Here is a 15,186-nt window from a genome sequence, read left to right as displayed (position 1 = left end):
TCCTGCCTCCTACTCTCCTTCGCCGAAGCGGTTGGCAATGAGCGCCAGCAACGCGTCCATCGCCTCTTGCTCATCGGGTCCGTCGGTCTCGATGGTCACGGTGGAGCCAATGCCGGCCGCCAGCATCATCACGCCCATGATGCTCTTGGCGTCGACCTGCCGACCATTGCGCGACATCCTGACCTGACTGACGAAGTTGCCCGCCAGTTGCGTCAGTTTGGCGGAAGCACGGGCATGCAGCCCAAGCTTATTGATTATGTTCGTGTCCCTCTGCAGCATATTTGTCGGGATGATTTGCGATCTGGTTCTGGACGGTGGTGGAGCCTATCTGCAGCACGCCTTGCGAGCCGCCGGCCAGCGCCTTGAGGACAAGCTGGTCGAGTTTCTCGCTGCGGTAGCAAATGGCGCGCACCAGCATGGGAAGATTGACGCCGGCGAGCACCTTGACGCGGCCCGGCTCGGCGAGACGGGCGGCAATGTTGGCCGGCGTGGCACCAAAGATATCGGTCAACACCAGTGCGCCATTCTCTTCGCTGACCTCGGCCAGGCGGCGCCGGGCTTCGGCCAGCACGGCGGCGGGGTCGGTGTCGGGCATGACGTCGATGGCCTCGAGCCGTTGGGGCTGGCCGCAGTAAACGTGGGCGGCGCACTCGCGCAATGCCGAAGCCAGCGGGGCGTGCGCGATGATCAGGATGCCTGCCATGGTGGTGAATCCGTTGGATTGACGCGATTGTAGCAGGCACACTGGCCGGTAATTCAGTGCGCCGCGCCGGTTTGGCCCGGCGCCGGCACCTCAGCGGGCGCGGGCCTGCACGGCTTGCTCCAGTGCATCGATGAACATGGCGGCGACCCGGAAGCCCGTTTGCTGGGTGATTTCCTGGAAACACGTCGGACTCGTCACATTGACCTCGGTCAGGTAATCGCCGATCACATCCAGCCCGACCAGCAGCAAGCCGCGCGCCCACAGGCCCGGCGCCAGCGACTCGGCGATTTCGCGATCGCGCGCGGAAAGCTCCTGGGCCCGGCCGGTGCCGCCCGCGGCCAGGTTGCCGCGCACCTCGCCGTCCTTGGGAATACGCGCCAGCGAATACGGCACGGGCAGGCCGCCGATCAGCAGGATGCGCTTGTCACCGTCCTTGATGGCGGGAATATAGCGCTGCGCCATCAGCGTGCGCGCGCCGTTCTCGCCAAGGGTCTCGATGATGGCGCCGAGATTCATGCCGTCCGGCCCGATCCGGAAAATCCCCATCCCGCCCATGCCGTCGAGCGGCTTGAGGATGACGTCGCGGTACTCGGCATGGAACGCGCGGATGCGATCGGCGTCCCGCGTGACCAGGGTCGGCGTGATGAACTCGGGGTACTGGGCAATTGCCAGCTTCTCGGAATGGTCGCGGACCGCCTGGGGCTTGTTGAACACATTGGCGCCCTGCGATTCGGCCAGTTCCAGCAGCCAGGTGCTGGTCACGTACTCCAGGTCGAACGGCGGATCCTTGCGCATCAGCACGGCGTCGAAGCCCGTCAGCGGCCGCAGGCTGGCCTCGCCGGCGCGGTACCAGTCATGCGGATCACCGGTGAGTTGCAGCGGATGCACGGGCGCCTCGACCTGGTGCCCCGACAGCGACATCTGCGACTGCAGGCAATAAAACAGCTCGTGCCCGCGCTCGACCGCCTCGACCATCATGGCGTAGGTCGAATCCTTGTAGGTCTTGAAGGTGTGCAGCGGGTCGGTAATAAACAGAATACGCATGATGGCTCGTCCCGGTCGCAGGGTTGCCGCGCGGCTTGCGCGGCAAGTCAGGGCGCTGCCGCCAGGGCAGCGCCGTTTCAGGCATGTCAGAGAATCGGATTGGGGTCGGTCTTCTCGAGTTCCAGCGACGCCGCCAGCAAAGCCAGCCGCGCCACCACACCGTACATATAGAAGCGGTTCGGCACCGCCGCGCCGGGCTTGGCATGGCTGTCGGGAATGCCGTTGGGCGCGAACGCCAGCGGCACGAAATGCATGCCCGGCGCATTCAGGTTCTCGTCGTGGCCGCGGCCGGTATGGACACGGTAGAAGCCGCCGACCACATAGCGGTCGATCATGTACACCACCGGCTCGGCCACCGCTTCGTTGACCTTCTCGAAGGTGTGCACGCCTTCCTGGATGATGACGTCGTTGACCTCGAGGCCTTCCTTGACGACGCTCATCTTGTTGCGTTCCTTGCGGTTCAGCCCCTTGATCTCGGACGGATCCTTGATCGTCATGATGCCCATGCCATAGGTGCCGGCATCCGCCTTGACCACCACGTAGGGCGTTTCCTTGATGCCGTATTCGCGGTACTTCTTGGCGATCTTCTTGAGCACGCCCTCGACCGAGTCGGCCAGCGCCTCTTCGCCCACGCGCTCATGGAAATCAATTCCCGAGCATTTGGCGAAATACGGGTCGACCATCCACGGATCGACGTCGATCAGCTTGGCAAACTTCTTGGCGACCTCGCTGTAGGCGGCAAAATGGCTCGTCTTGCGGCGCGTCGACCAGCCCGCGTGCAACGGCGGCAGCAGGTATTGCTCGTTGATGTTCTCCAGGATCGGCGGGATGCCGGCGGAGAGATCGTTGTTGAGCAGGATCGAGCAGGGATCGAAATCCTTCAGCCCCAGGCGGCGGCCGCGCGCGCCCAGGCGGGCCAGCGGCTCCACCACCAGCGTCTGGCCGTCGGGCAGTTCGATCGGGGTGGGCTCGGTGATGTCTTCGGACAGCGAGCCCAGGCGGACGTTGAGACCGGCCTGGCGCATGATCAGCGACAGCCGCGCCACGTTCTGCAGGTAGAACATGTTGCGGGTGTGGCGCTCGGGAATCAGCAGCAGGTTCTTGGCGTCCGGGCAGATCTTCTCGATCGCGGCCATGGCCGCCTGGACCGCCAGCGGCAGCATTTCCGGCGCCAGGTTGTTGAAGCCGCCCGGGAACAGGTTGGTATCGACCGGGGCCAGCTTGAAGCCGGCGTTGCGCAGGTCGACCGAACAGTAGAACGGAGGCGTATGTTCCTGCCATTCCAGCCTGAACCAGCGCTCAATGGACGGCGTCGCATCCAGGATCTTCTTTTCCAGCTCGAGCAGAGGACCGTTCAGCGCGGTGATGAGATGCGGGACCATATACATCCTATTGATCGTCTTTATCGTTCGCCCAGATTGTAGAGGAACGGCCAATTGGCTGCTGGCGCTGCCAAATTAAGCATATGCGAGCGCCGGCATAAGGGATAAGGGATACGGATATGGGGGTACGGTCCCGGAATAAAAGGGGGGGCGGACCCAAGCGCAATCGGGCGCACTTACGGACGGCCTCGCCAGGGCCAGCCTGCCCCGCCACCCATCGGGAACAGTTATCGCGGCCGGGAGGCAAAAAAAAAAACGCGACCGGAGCCGCGCTTTCAAATGACCTGACAGAAACGGGGAGCGCTCTGCAGGCGGAGGAAACTGCCTCATTGGCACTGTATGTGCGCCACCCCCCGAAAACAATTGAAGCTTTTTAAGATCGGATTTAAGCACTTTGCGAGGCAGTCGCCCCGATCCGGGCGCCAGAATCGGGATCACACGCCACATCCGCATTGCTCCGCGCGTCCTTCAGACCCCCGGCGCACATGGAAAAAAGCCCGGCACAAGGCCGGGCGAAACTCCTGAGAGAGATTCCCAATCAGCTCTCCAGCACAACACCTTTACGATCAGGCTTCATACATCAGGCTTCATACGCGGTTTCGCCGTGCGAGGTGATGTCCAGACCCTCGCGTTCTTCTTCTTCCGGCACCCGCAGGCCGATCAGCATATCCACCAGCTTGAAGGCCACGAAGGCCACCACGCCCGACCACACGATCGTGGTGAGCACGCCCTGGAGCTGGATCCACACCTGGCCAACGATCGAATAATCGTCCGCCACCTTGTTGGCCACGTAGTCATAGATGCCGGTGCCGCCCAGGCTCGGCGCGGCAAACACGCCGGTCAGCAGCGCACCCAGGATGCCGCCCACGCCGTGCACGCCGAACACGTCCAGGGAGTCGTCCATGCCCAGCAGTTTCTTCAGGCCGGTCACGCCCCACAGGCACAGCAGGCCGGCGGCGATACCGATCACGATCGAGCCCATCGGGCCGACGAAGCCGGCAGCCGGGGTGATGGCCACCAGGCCAGCCACTGCGCCCGAGGCGCCGCCCAGCATCGAGGGCTTGCCTTTGCTGATCCACTCGCCGAAGGTCCAGGACAGCACCGCCGCGCAGGTGGCCAGCAGGGTGTTGACGAAGGCCAGGGCCGCCGAACCATTGGCTTCCAGCGCCGAGCCGGCGTTGAAGCCGAACCAGCCGAACCACAGCAGCGAGRCACCCACCATGGTGAAGGTCAGGCTGTGCGGACGCAGGGCCTCGCGGCCAAACCCGATGCGCTTGCCGAACATGAAGGCACCCACCAGGCCAGCCACGGCTGCGTTGATGTGCACCACCGTGCCGCCGGCGAAGTCGAGCGCGCCCTTCTGGAACAGCCAGCCGCCCTTGGCCGTGGCTGCCGCGCCGGCTGCCGCGTCGGTGTACAGGTCAGGACCAGGCCAGAACCAGACCATGTGGGCCATCGGGATGTATGAGAAAGTGAACCACAGCACCACGAAGACCAGCACGGCCGAGAACTTGGCGCGTTCGGCGAAGGCGCCGATGATCAGGCCGCAGGTAATGGCCGCGAAGGCGCACTGGAAGGCGAAGTAAGCCAGTTCCGGTACCACCACGCCCTTGGAGAAGGTGGCAGCCACGGCATCCACGTTGAGGCCCTTCATGAAGAGCCGGTCGGTGCCGCCAAAGAAGGCGTTACCCTCGGTGAAGGCGAAGCTGTAGCCGTAGATGGCCCACAGCAGCGACACCAGCGAGAAGATCACCAGGCACTGCATCAGCACCGAGAGCATGTTCTTGGAACGGACCAGGCCGCCGTAGAACAGCGCCAGGCCCGGCAGCGTCATCAGGATCACGAAGGCCGTGGAGACCAGCAGCCAGGCGGTATCGCCCTTGTTGGGCACGGGTGCCGGCGCGGCGGCGGGAGCAGCAACAGCAGCAGCGGCCGCAGCAGGCACCGCTGCGGCGGGAGCGGCGGCGGGCGCGGCGGCGGCGGGAGCGGCCGGTGCCGAGGCTTCGGCTGCGGGCTTGTCCTGCGCCACGGCATGGGTGGACATGCCGATGCCGGCCGTGCCCAGGGCCAGCGCCATGGCGCCGGTTATCAGGATGCGCTTGATCCAGGATTTCATTGTGATTAACCTTTTGTCGTTGGGCCGTGCGTCACAGTGCATCGCCGCCGGTCTCGCCGGTACGAATACGGATGACCTGCTCGATGGGCGCGACAAAGATCTTGCCGTCGCCAATTTTGCCGGTTCGCGCCGATTTCTCGATCGCCTCGACGGCTCGCTCGACCACATCGTCCGGGACGGCCACTTCGATCTTCACCTTGGGCAGGAAATCCACGATGTATTCCGCGCCCCGATACAGTTCGGTATGGCCCTTCTGGCGGCCGAAGCCCTTGACTTCGGTCACGGTGATGCCGGACACGCCCACATCCGAGAGCGCTTCGCGCACCTCGTCGAGCTTGAACGGCTTGATGACGGCGATGATCAGTTTCATCCGATTTCTCCTGTGAGCGGGACGGCCCGGCGTGCGTCCGGCGCCCGCTCTACCTGATACGTGTTTAGAAAGTCTTGGTGATCGAAGCCCAGGCGGTGGCCTTGCCGACATAGCGGCCATACGTATTGGTATAGACCGACTTGTGGGCGTTGGTGTCGATATAGGCGACCGCCAGCGAGAAGCCCTTGCCCAGGTCCTTGGTCAGCCCCAGCTTCCAGTCCGTGTACGAGGCGCTGTTCACGTGCTTCACGTTCTGGTAGCCCACGTGGGCATTCAGCGTCAGGTCCCAGAAGTTCAGCGGCACATTGGCCGACAGGTCGGCGTAGTAACTGTACTTGCTGTCGGTGAAGCCAAACAGGTTGGTCACCGCCTGCGACCACTTGAAGAACACGGGACCATAGCCGGCGCCGACATACACTTCCGTGGTGTACGGGCGCGTGAAGCCGTTCGGATAGTCGCCCGGGTAGTAGTACTGCAGCACGCCTACGTCATAGTTCCACTCCAGGCCGGCCACCGTCACCGTGTTCTTGAAGCCGCCGTAGAAGTCCATTTCGATCGGCGCGGAAACTTTCGAGTTGCTGTCGCCCAGCCAGCTGATGTTCGAATTCCAGTTCCCCAGGTAGAAGCCGCTCGAATGCGCATAGTCGAACCCGCCCTGGATGGCCGGGCGGCGGTTGGTCTGCATCAACCCGCGGTAGCGATACTCGCTGGCCAGCGTCACGTTGGCGGTGAACGTATGGGGCGAGACTTCGGCGGCCGGCGCGGCGTCGGCGGGTGCTCCACCTTCCTGCGCGGTGCTCTGGGCAAAAGCGGGAGGCGCAAGCCCGCAAAGCAGGACGACACTGGCGCTAGCTGTAAGGGCCAACTTCTTCATGAATTTGTTCTCCTTTTCCTTTGGCTCGGTACTCGCGTGTTCAAGAATTCTTTGTGAAGCGAGGCTCCCGTCAGCATTACTGCAACTGCCGTGCCAGGTTGGATGGCACACTCGCGAAATCTCGCTTTATGACGAAAGCGCCCCTCTGAAAGACCGCGCGGACCGCCTCCGGACGGGCGCGCAGACGTTAAAAGGTGTTGCCAGACCGCACCGGCGCTTTCCCGGCGAGGCTTGAAGCGCGATAATCGGCCCATGCTGGCGGCAAGTGCCGTGCACGCACCGCGTTCGTCCGCGCCCCACAGAGGCGCACCGGAATGCGGCGCACCAAATCCGCCTCCCAGGTTACTCGCACCAAGGCGGTGCAAAGGAGAGTCATAAAATGAAACCCACCGACCTGTTCAACGATTTCCAGACCAAGATCAGCGAAGCCCTGCGCAACTCGCCCGCCAAGGACATTGAAAAGAACGTGCGAAGCATGATGACGCAGGGGTTTTCCAAGCTCGACCTGGTCACCCGCGAGGAATTCGACGTGCAATCGCAGGTGCTGGCGCGCACGCGTGCCCGCCTGGAAGAACTGGAAGCCCGCATGCAGGCCCTGGAAAGCCGCGCCGCTGGCGGGTCCGATACGCCGGTTTCGGGCTGAAACCCTTGTCCTTGTCACGCGCCGCGCTCGCCCGATGGGTCCGATGACCCCCGGGCCCGGGCTCCCGACTGCCAGGATGGCCGCCGTATTCCGGCGGCCATTTTCGTTAACACATTCCTTGATGTTGCACGGAATCCGATGAGCCTTGCCCTTCTGCGCAGCCGCGCCCTGACCGGCCTCGAGGCACCCCTGGTGTCGGTCGAAGTGCACCTGGCCAACGGCCTGCCCGTTTTCAATATCGTGGGGCTGGCCGATACCGAGGTGCGTGAAAGCCGCGAGCGGGTGCGCGCGGCCATTCTCAACAGCGGCCTGGAGTTTCCCAGCCGGCGGATCACGCAGATTTTCTGGACACACCCTTACAATCAAAAGGAGCTCCTGCGCCTGGAGCGCCGCCAAGCAGCAGTTCAACTGACATCCACCAACTGACTATTTTGCAGGTCACCTCACGTAAGGAACCCCTCAAGTCTTCAATGCCCGGCTCACTGACCGCTGAAGGCTATCGGCGAGTTCCAGCAATCGCCGTGAGAACTCGGTATGGAGCGGTCCCTGGCAGTCAACTTCCTCCTGCTGCATCCAGCGCAACGTCTGATGCGCGATCTCCAGGTCGATCCGCAACTGATTAAGCTCATCCGCATTTCCAAAAGCCCTCAGTTCTTCGATCGCCAGATGAACGTAGGGCATTAGGCTCGCCTCGCTCCCATGCCCGGTGAAAGCTCTTACACGAGCGAGCACACTGCGGTAATCTGCATCGGACAACAACAAGCGCTCCCCTCTGCCTTGCGCGCTCATAAACGCCTGCAGGTGAATCCGAATCATATTAGTAATGAATCTGTGCCGAAACATACTCATACAGACATGCTGAAACGGTGCTGCAATTACCGCAAGGCGCCGAAAATCCTTCTGAAGTGAATCTATCGTCAGCGGGGCTCCGCTAAAGGCGTCCAAAAAAACAAGTTGGTCGACTTCAGCGACGCCTCCGGTGGAACCAAGCTCCAGAAGGAGAGTCCTTCTGGGGCCCGCTATAAACAAATCCAACCTGATCGCAATTGCTTCGGGTATGGGAATCCGCCTAAATGGATCCTCGACCTTCCTTGTTTTCAACGTTGGCAGAATTATCGTTCTCTGCGACAGCGGGCCAACGCAATCTGCCGTCTTTAATCTAATCAACTCTGCAGGGCGGCAACCCGTTCCCTCAAGCAAAATAAGCATAAGTTCACGGCGCGCCTTGAGAAAGCTCTGCCGCCGCTTATTCCAAAAACGGGATCCTTGACTCTTCGCCAGAACCGCATCCCATAGTGCATTACGCAAAGGACTTGAAATCGGCTGCTTTCTCTCAGTCGCAACACGCCTTGGATAGAATCGCGGCATTCGCACACCCAACACTTTATGCCCTTCCCCCGACTTTAGCCGCCACGCCCCCAGGTCGTCATCGTCAAATACACCAAATAATTTTCGACACCACAGAACAAAATCTACGCACACTGAAATTATATTTCTTATCGTATTTACGTTCCGCACCTTTCTTCCATCTTCTCGCCGTGCTGACCCGAGGTATTCAGAAAATTCAACTAAATCTTGCTCATCAAGCTCCCAAAACTCTACGCGTCGCGCCCAACAGAAGTCGATTATCCGCAACAGGCTCGACGAAATCATTTTTAGCGAACCGCCGTCGTGGGGTCGGACGGTAAATCGCCCTTGAATTTCGAGCACGTACATCTCCGCTAGCACGCATGGATGCCCATCAGGCTTCAAAAGTGCGAACACAGCGGGCCGAGTCACTAAATTGGGGCCGTAATCTCCCATCGATGAACTCCACCGCGCAGATGCCGCAACGGGCAGATTTCTGTAAAGCCTGGAGATGGATTGCACGTCGCAGGCGTCAACTACTAACGACGCGCAGCCTCATCAGGTCCCCGAATGCAATCAGGTGCCGCTGTAGTCTTCGATCGATCAACGGATCTTGTTTCGCTGCCGTTCGGGCTATTGACAGGACGTCGAGATAAGCCATCTCCAAGCCCATTCGCCCGGTAACCTCGTTCCGAAGGCTCTCCTGCGCATCCAAGCACTTCCTCTTCCAAGACGTATCAGTAGTAGTAATAGACCAGATCCCTTCTTTTCCCTGCAAATAATCGTGCAACTCTCTGCGCCTTTTCTCCAGATCACGCCAACCTTTCTGCCCAAAAACTCGCGTTGCCGCGCATTTCAGGGTATTCAGACTCATTGAAATAACACCATAGCTTTCATAGCTATACATTGCGAGCCCCTTCTGTGTCTTGACTGCCTCCTTTAATTCCACTGGAACATCTCTACCTTTGAGACATTTCGCCATCAACTCATATAGTTTTCGAACACTACTATCGCAGCGATCTTCCTTTATCGCCGTCGAAACTGCCTTTTCCCCTTTTTTTAGCACGCTTACCCCCCTCATCCAACCTAACAACAATAGAGACACTCGCAGCGGTACCCTGCTGCAGATTAACCACCTCGATTCTGTACAATTTTTGAGAAAAGGCAATCTTCAGCCATTCCCGCAACTCCTCCGTGTCAATAGCCATCGCGCTGGATACGCAGAAGTGATTGCACACAGATCGGTACAACTCGTCCACTTTTCCCAACTCCGCTTCCTCTCCACCGCCTTCATATGCCAATAACTGCTGCCGCGCGTAATMCGCCTCTATGCCCGGCAACTCATCGCCAGGAAAATTTGCTTCGATATAGGCGAACACGTGCTCGGCATCCGTGTGTCCCGCAATCCACCTAGCCGCATCTAATCCTCCGAATCTGTAGCACCAGAAATATGCAATTAGAAAGCTCTTTCTTAGCTGGTGAATACGGATATACCAGCGCACGCCATCACTTTCATTTGACGGGGCTATATAATCAGCAAAATTATCAACATATCGGTAGAAGGTATTTCTCGTAAGCTGTATGCCGTGCTCGCCACCATCCCGTGTAAAAGCCGGAAGATAAAATAAGCCTCCGCGCCGTCTACGCCCTAGCCCCCAAATCTCCTCACTACAGGCGTCACCAAGTCTGATAAGAAGGGAGATCGCTTGAGCAACAATATTTGGAATCGGCCTACTAATTGCCTCCCGCCGATCCTGCACGACACGTTTCAATTGTGTATGCTCAAGCCACGCACCGCCGTCCGGACCAACATGGAGGCAATCACGCTCCAATGTCAATAATTCCATTAACCTTATAGGTTTAAGCGTAGCTATTAATATACTCACTGCAGCCACCAGCATGGCCAATGATTCGCAAAGAGATGGGCGCTCTCTTAATTGCGCAAAGCTACGAAAATTACCTGGGCCGCCATAGACACTGCACCACCCATTAATATTCAGCTCTCTCAGTGGAACTGACAACATGAGCATAACGATTTCGTCACGGCGATTCCGCTTTCCAACTTTATATCTTTGAGCATCGTGCGAGCTTGGAAGCAGGTGCTGCTCGGCAAATTTCTTTAATGTACTGATACACATGTCGACCAAAGCGTTACCATATTTACAGACGTAAGCCATAGCCTCCCGTAGGTAAACAAGTGCAACTGGCATAGGTAGCCATGGCGTGTGACCTGCAACGTTCGAGGCTAGCTTAGTTGCCGGCATCCCTGATTTCCAATCGCCTAATAATGGAAAAGCCTGGGGGAAATGCGGCTGAAGACTGCACCAAATCTGCAAGGACCGAACGAAGCGATTTAAGTGACTTCGCGATCGCCTCGGGGAGGCTATATTTGTGGCATTAGGGGGCTGTTCTTGCCATAGATTAGTAGCCCGCCCCATATAACCGCCTCGCCAAGCTTGCAATTCCGGCTCGAACTGCCGAAAGAATAACGTCAAGCGACTATTTGATTCTAAGTTCGGCAGCCCCAATAGCCTGCTCAATTCTTTTCGCTTTACTCGCCTCAGCCCTCTTGATCTACCGTAAAGCGAGTTCATTTCAATCCATCTTGAAATTCTCCGGCAGACATTTTTTGGAAGATTAAATGGATCAAAATTAAATCCTCCTCGACCCAGATTATATTCTGTCTTTACGAGAAGACAATCCAAGCAAGATTTAACCCACTCCATCATTTGGATGTGACATCCACTCCCGAGATCCTCTATCATTCTATCTATCGATGGGCCATCCAAATACCGGAGAAAGTAATTATCAGGATTGAATTCATCTGAATATTTGCACACCCATTTCACAATCGCTATTACATCGCGAATCCACTGAACAAATGTCTTCGTTGAAACTCTCCTGAGAGTGGAGAGCGTCCGGGCCTTCACTATCGATATTTTTACGAAAGAAAGCAGATCTCTATGCTGTGGATCGTTAAGCTTTGTGCCATCTGCCAGCTGTACTGACCAGCGCACCCTTACCACGTCGACCCATTTTCCATCGATCAGCTTTGACTGTCGCGAGCGTATCACCCAAACGTCTTCGTCCAAATCGGATATCAGCCATTCTGGGTGCTCGTGCTTCAACCCAGCTCTTGCATGAGCGAGTATAAATTCCACCTGGCGAATCTCCACCTTTGTGAAATTAGATGGCAGAGGCATCATCGATCTTCGTGAAACGACTGCTATTATCAATGACGATCTTTAGGTTATTTTCCAGCGAAAGCCCTATTCCTGTAGTAGCTAAATCATGCGCCCGTCGCAGATTGTTTTCTCGATGCGTCGGAAGTGTTCCGCGGAGAAATCTAGCAAGATTGAGGAACGCTTCCGGGCTTATGCCGGCGAATTTCTTGCGAAGATTAGCTTGTCCAGGATTTGATAGAACGAGCTGCCTCTCATATGCATATAGCAGTCTTAGGGAGTCCGGTGAGACGGATATCATGAGTGTCTTCCCGTTGAGATCAGCTTCTTGGTTTTCATCTAGAAGTTCACCGAACCTCTTATGTAACTCCTTTCCAAGCGGCGAGTCGCAAGCTCGGTGCTCGGCAAGAATCTCACATAGGAATTTGTGTAAACCCACCGCATCTTTGAAGTCCGTCTTCTCCAAAAGGCCTTCTGGCGTACCCCAGGCTACGCATATTTCTAGATTCTGATATCGTCTAATCTGCCTTGCATTCCATAACTCGATTAACCACGGCGGTATATAGTGAATCAGCACGGTGCCGGTCGTGTTGCCGAGCCGCCTTGCGACAGCCTTTATCGATCCAGTTTTGAAGTATTCGAGTACACCTTCTGTGTTTCTGATACGTGAAAAGCTGATCGGTAGAGACGGCCCAAAACCCATTTGTTGAAGCTCAGGGAAGTGGTCAACGAGAGAAATCTCTCTCTCACCGCTATTGGTAAGCGCTGCGGCACAAGTTCGATATGCGGGTTCACGCGGTCGCCCGGATTGCGCCTGTATAAAAAGAGTCTTTGATACTGGACTTGCCGTTCGCCTCAGCTCCTCCCTATGAAATCTTGTCATCTCAAGAACCCCGGAGATGATCTCACGGGATATCTCGCTCAAATTTGACGTCTTATAGCTAGTTGCCCTTGCCTTGAGCACTGTAAATGAATAGCCGCATTCGCCCACCTTAAGCATTGAGTGACCTCTCTCATTCTCAATTTGAGCATCCACTATTGCTTGCGGCGTGAATACTGGGTTTTCCATTAAGAGCAAGGCACAAAAACTAGCCACTTCAGAAGCACCAAGATTCCCCAGCATGTAGTTCACAATCTGTGTTTTTCGCAAGTGGGGAGAGAATGGAGTTGGTGCTGAAGAAGGAAACCTGATGACAGATAGGCTAGGCAGCCCCTCTGAATTTTCCACTAGCTTTTTCTCAAACATCGACCCGTGACGGGTTCGCAATAGATATAGCAAAAGACCTAATGATTCTTCAGTTCCGCCATTCAGAATATGTGGCCCACCCTTTATCCAAGGGACCCGCCGCATACCGCGTAGATATAAATTTAAAAGTGATTTTATGTTTTCCTCCCTTGCCACTTCTCGCCCAAAAAGAAAGCATTCTTTAACGAAGGTCCAGTGACGAAGCAAGCATTCCCGGACTATACTTCTCCGCATCAAAAGTCGGTCCGCATAGATCTGTAAAAAATCAGCTCCCCCAATACTCAAATCGATGTCGAGAAGCAGTTTGCATGTTGCGGGATAATGGGTGTGCTCCTCTTTGTCGGCTAGCGTGCGCCCGTGAACGTCTTCACCCTGCACAACTGCGTATGGTACCCGCGGGAGAAAAATCCCAACTGGCAATAAACCATGCTCGTCACGCAGATACCGTAGCAATGGTTCGACACCTTTATTCCAGTAGTGAACCCTGCTCTTCAGATTTGCTGTCGACGTGCTATTTGTAATAGTCCACTCGAGACATTTCTCTATAAGCAAAGTCCACTGTTCGTCATTTGCAGGCAACTTTTTTATGGCGAGGGCGTGTAAAGCATTGCCAAGTAGCTGCAGCGCTCGAATGCGATTACGGATGGTATAGAAGTTGGCGCATGCGAGAAATCCTTGCGCAAGGTCTGCAAGGTTCCTTCCGTCGGCGCATGTAAGGTTCAGCTTACTAATATCGGCCCGATATGTCTTGCCGTAGCGGCTCGGATACTCGAGTGCAATGGGAGCTAGCTTCTTCCTCGCACTGGGCATGGGCACTCTCCGAGAAGCCTACGGACCGATGGTCTTAGCAACGCGCACATCGAGGAAGCCTAACTCTTCCCGGACGCTGTGCGCAACCACCAAGGACGCGGCGCTTTCTTTGGTGCTCTGAATAGCACATAGCAAAAATGAAGGGAGTCTTCACGGATATTTTTGATTTTCGTGGCGCGCCGCCGATATTCCAGAGGATATCTCCGCTACATAACCATTTTTTCTGCGTTCCACCCGTTTCCGTGGAGGAAAATAATATTAATTATCTCGCTACCCTAACAAATGTGTTGCGCAAAAGCAACAAACTATCTTGTAGGTCCTAGTTGGTCGACGCGGGTTTCGGCATGTGCCGCAGGAGCTCACGATCATTGGTGTCAAGGGGACTGCAGAGGAGTGATGTATTCAAAAAATGCTCAAGGAAACCACCGTTCCTGCACTTAGCGCTCCTCTGGCGTTTTCCATGTCTGGAAGCGCTCAAGCGGATTCAAGCCTTGCGCGAGAACGAAGAACTGCGACGGCGTGTAGCTGACCTCACCAAGCACAAGGTGGTGCCACTGCGAACGGATAAGGAGCAACGCTAACATTACATCCTGGTTCTTGAGGAGTTCGAGTTCCACCAGCTCTGGCCGACGACCGCCGAGCATGGCCTCGGCACCTTCAATCCAGCTCTGGGTCTGGGTAATTACGAGAATGCGCCATACGCTGCCATCGACCTGACCCGTCGGGCCGAGGATAGCTTGAAGGAACTGCCGGATAACACCGAACTCCACTGGGTCGATACGTTCGGCGGAGTCGACGACGAGAACATTGTTCGGGTTGACCGTCGAGTTGAGAACCTGCGCCAGCTCATGCCTGAGGGGAAGCGTGCCGCGACGCGCTGCGCTGAGCGCAGTCTTCAAATCCTCGGGGCCGAACCAAACCTGCGTCCACGTCCCGAACTGCGCGCCAAGTACATTTTTTACGAGTGCTGATTTGCCTGAGCCCGACGCTCCGAATACCACTGTGATCGCATTCGCGGAAATCGCAGTTTCCAGCTTCGACTTCTCTTCATTCCGCGGGACACTGTAGCCTGAAGGTAGCTCCGTCTCTACCCGCGCCTTGTAATCGGACGTGATGTTGGAGAGCGTCTCCCAATCGCGGGCAAAATCAGGATGGTGACGAAGGCCGAGCTCCTTGCGGAGCGCCGACCAGAGGCCCTGAATGGTGATGGTGCCGCAGCGAAGGCGAACCTCCTTTGCCACGTTGATGAGCCTCACCCAAAGCTTTTCTGCTTCCGTCAAAGACGTGATGTATCCCGCGTGTCACGAGCGCTAGACCGTCGCGCGATCGGTTCATCGGGCTCTGTGGGTTGCGCCACTGCTCCCACGCACGGTTCACGAAGTCCGCTGGTAGGCCTGACGCACTGACTTGCAAGTTTCCCTTCGCGGAGATGGCTAGCCGTCCAGCGGTGTCTGCGCCCCCCTGCATCG

General features: G+C 57.1%; 12 protein-coding genes and 1 pseudogene. 2 read left to right on the top strand and 11 right to left on the bottom strand.

Annotation, left to right across the window (positions count from 1 at the left end; translation table 11 throughout):
• Nucleotides 1-9 precede the first annotated feature (9 nt).
• The 7 genes from AC1DQ3_RS05570 to AC1DQ3_RS05540 form a co-directional block, all read right to left on the bottom strand.
• Nucleotides 10-279: an HPr family phosphocarrier protein gene (locus tag AC1DQ3_RS05570; protein ID WP_477119175.1), complete on the bottom strand. Its 270-nt coding sequence runs from the start codon at nucleotides 277-279 to the stop codon at nucleotides 10-12.
• Nucleotides 248-703: a PTS sugar transporter subunit IIA gene (locus AC1DQ3_RS05565; protein WP_477119174.1), complete on the bottom strand. Its 456-nt coding sequence runs from the start codon at nucleotides 701-703 to the stop codon at nucleotides 248-250. Before AC1DQ3_RS05565 ends, AC1DQ3_RS05570 begins: the two co-directional genes overlap by 32 nt.
• Before the next feature lie 90 nt (nucleotides 704-793).
• Nucleotides 794-1,747, bottom strand: a complete 954-nt coding sequence (gene gshB, locus AC1DQ3_RS05560; protein ID WP_477119173.1) for a glutathione synthase — start codon at nucleotides 1,745-1,747, stop codon at nucleotides 794-796.
• 86 nt (nucleotides 1,748-1,833) lie between these two features.
• Nucleotides 1,834-3,129 carry a glutamate--cysteine ligase gene (gshA, locus tag AC1DQ3_RS05555; RefSeq protein WP_477119172.1) on the bottom strand — a complete coding sequence of 432 codons (1,296 nt, stop codon included), beginning with the start codon at nucleotides 3,127-3,129 and terminating at the stop codon, nucleotides 1,834-1,836.
• Nucleotides 3,130-3,709: 580 nt separating this feature from the next.
• Nucleotides 3,710-5,245, bottom strand: a complete 1,536-nt coding sequence (locus tag AC1DQ3_RS05550; protein ID WP_477119171.1) for an ammonium transporter — start codon at nucleotides 5,243-5,245, stop codon at nucleotides 3,710-3,712.
• 31 nt (nucleotides 5,246-5,276) lie between these two features.
• Nucleotides 5,277-5,615, bottom strand: coding sequence for a P-II family nitrogen regulator (locus tag AC1DQ3_RS05545; RefSeq protein WP_477119170.1), 339 nt, complete (start codon nucleotides 5,613-5,615; stop codon nucleotides 5,277-5,279).
• Nucleotides 5,616-5,679: 64 nt separating this feature from the next.
• Nucleotides 5,680-6,489 (bottom strand): TorF family putative porin, encoded by an 810-nt coding sequence (locus AC1DQ3_RS05540; protein WP_477119169.1) that lies wholly within the window; start codon nucleotides 6,487-6,489, stop codon nucleotides 5,680-5,682.
• A 379-nt stretch (nucleotides 6,490-6,868) separates the two neighbouring features.
• On the opposite strand from AC1DQ3_RS05540, the gene AC1DQ3_RS05535 reads away from it, so the two are divergent.
• Nucleotides 6,869-7,132, top strand: a complete 264-nt coding sequence (locus AC1DQ3_RS05535) for an accessory factor UbiK family protein (protein ID WP_477119168.1) — start codon at nucleotides 6,869-6,871, stop codon at nucleotides 7,130-7,132.
• A gap of 138 nt (nucleotides 7,133-7,270) precedes the next feature.
• A pseudogene (locus AC1DQ3_RS05530) lies at nucleotides 7,271-7,468 on the top strand (magnesium chelatase domain-containing protein); the annotation flags it as partial.
• A 123-nt stretch (nucleotides 7,469-7,591) separates the two neighbouring features.
• Here AC1DQ3_RS05530 and AC1DQ3_RS05525 read toward each other — a convergent pair.
• The 4 genes from AC1DQ3_RS05525 to AC1DQ3_RS05510 form a co-directional block, all read right to left on the bottom strand.
• Nucleotides 7,592-8,842: a tyrosine-type recombinase/integrase gene (locus AC1DQ3_RS05525; protein WP_477119167.1), complete on the bottom strand. Its 1,251-nt coding sequence runs from the start codon at nucleotides 8,840-8,842 to the stop codon at nucleotides 7,592-7,594.
• A 644-nt stretch (nucleotides 8,843-9,486) separates the two neighbouring features.
• Nucleotides 9,487-11,640: a hypothetical protein gene (locus tag AC1DQ3_RS05520; protein ID WP_477119166.1), complete on the bottom strand. Its 2,154-nt coding sequence runs from the start codon at nucleotides 11,638-11,640 to the stop codon at nucleotides 9,487-9,489.
• A gap of 25 nt (nucleotides 11,641-11,665) precedes the next feature.
• Nucleotides 11,666-13,717, bottom strand: a complete 2,052-nt coding sequence (locus tag AC1DQ3_RS05515) for a hypothetical protein (protein WP_477119165.1) — start codon at nucleotides 13,715-13,717, stop codon at nucleotides 11,666-11,668.
• A gap of 437 nt (nucleotides 13,718-14,154) precedes the next feature.
• Nucleotides 14,155-14,997: a hypothetical protein gene (locus tag AC1DQ3_RS05510; protein WP_477119164.1), complete on the bottom strand. Its 843-nt coding sequence runs from the start codon at nucleotides 14,995-14,997 to the stop codon at nucleotides 14,155-14,157.
• Between the last annotated feature and the right edge of the window lie 189 nt (nucleotides 14,998-15,186).

This window comes from Cupriavidus sp. 01T418 (assembly GCF_056398885.1).
The sequence above is the reverse complement of the archived record's forward strand: the minus strand, read 5'-3'. Positions and strand labels throughout refer to the sequence as shown.

What these genes read in the sequence shown, in the direction of transcription:
- AC1DQ3_RS05570 (WP_477119175.1), bottom strand. Translation starts at nt 279, where the DNA reads ATGCTGCAGAGGGACACGAACATAATCAATAAGCTTGGGCTGCATGCC.
- AC1DQ3_RS05565 (WP_477119174.1), bottom strand. Translation starts at nt 703, where the DNA reads ATGGCAGGCATCCTGATCATCGCGCACGCCCCGCTGGCTTCGGCATTG.
- gshB (WP_477119173.1), bottom strand. Translation starts at nt 1,747, where the DNA reads ATGCGTATTCTGTTTATTACCGACCCGCTGCACACCTTCAAGACCTAC.
- gshA (WP_477119172.1), bottom strand. Translation starts at nt 3,129, where the DNA reads ATGGTCCCGCATCTCATCACCGCGCTGAACGGTCCTCTGCTCGAGCTG.
- AC1DQ3_RS05545 (WP_477119170.1), bottom strand. Translation starts at nt 5,615, where the DNA reads ATGAAACTGATCATCGCCGTCATCAAGCCGTTCAAGCTCGACGAGGTG.
- AC1DQ3_RS05540 (WP_477119169.1), bottom strand. Translation starts at nt 6,489, where the DNA reads ATGAAGAAGTTGGCCCTTACAGCTAGCGCCAGTGTCGTCCTGCTTTGC.
- AC1DQ3_RS05535 (WP_477119168.1), top strand. Translation starts at nt 6,869, where the DNA reads ATGAAACCCACCGACCTGTTCAACGATTTCCAGACCAAGATCAGCGAA.
- AC1DQ3_RS05515 (WP_477119165.1), bottom strand. Translation starts at nt 13,717, where the DNA reads ATGCCCAGTGCGAGGAAGAAGCTAGCTCCCATTGCACTCGAGTATCCG.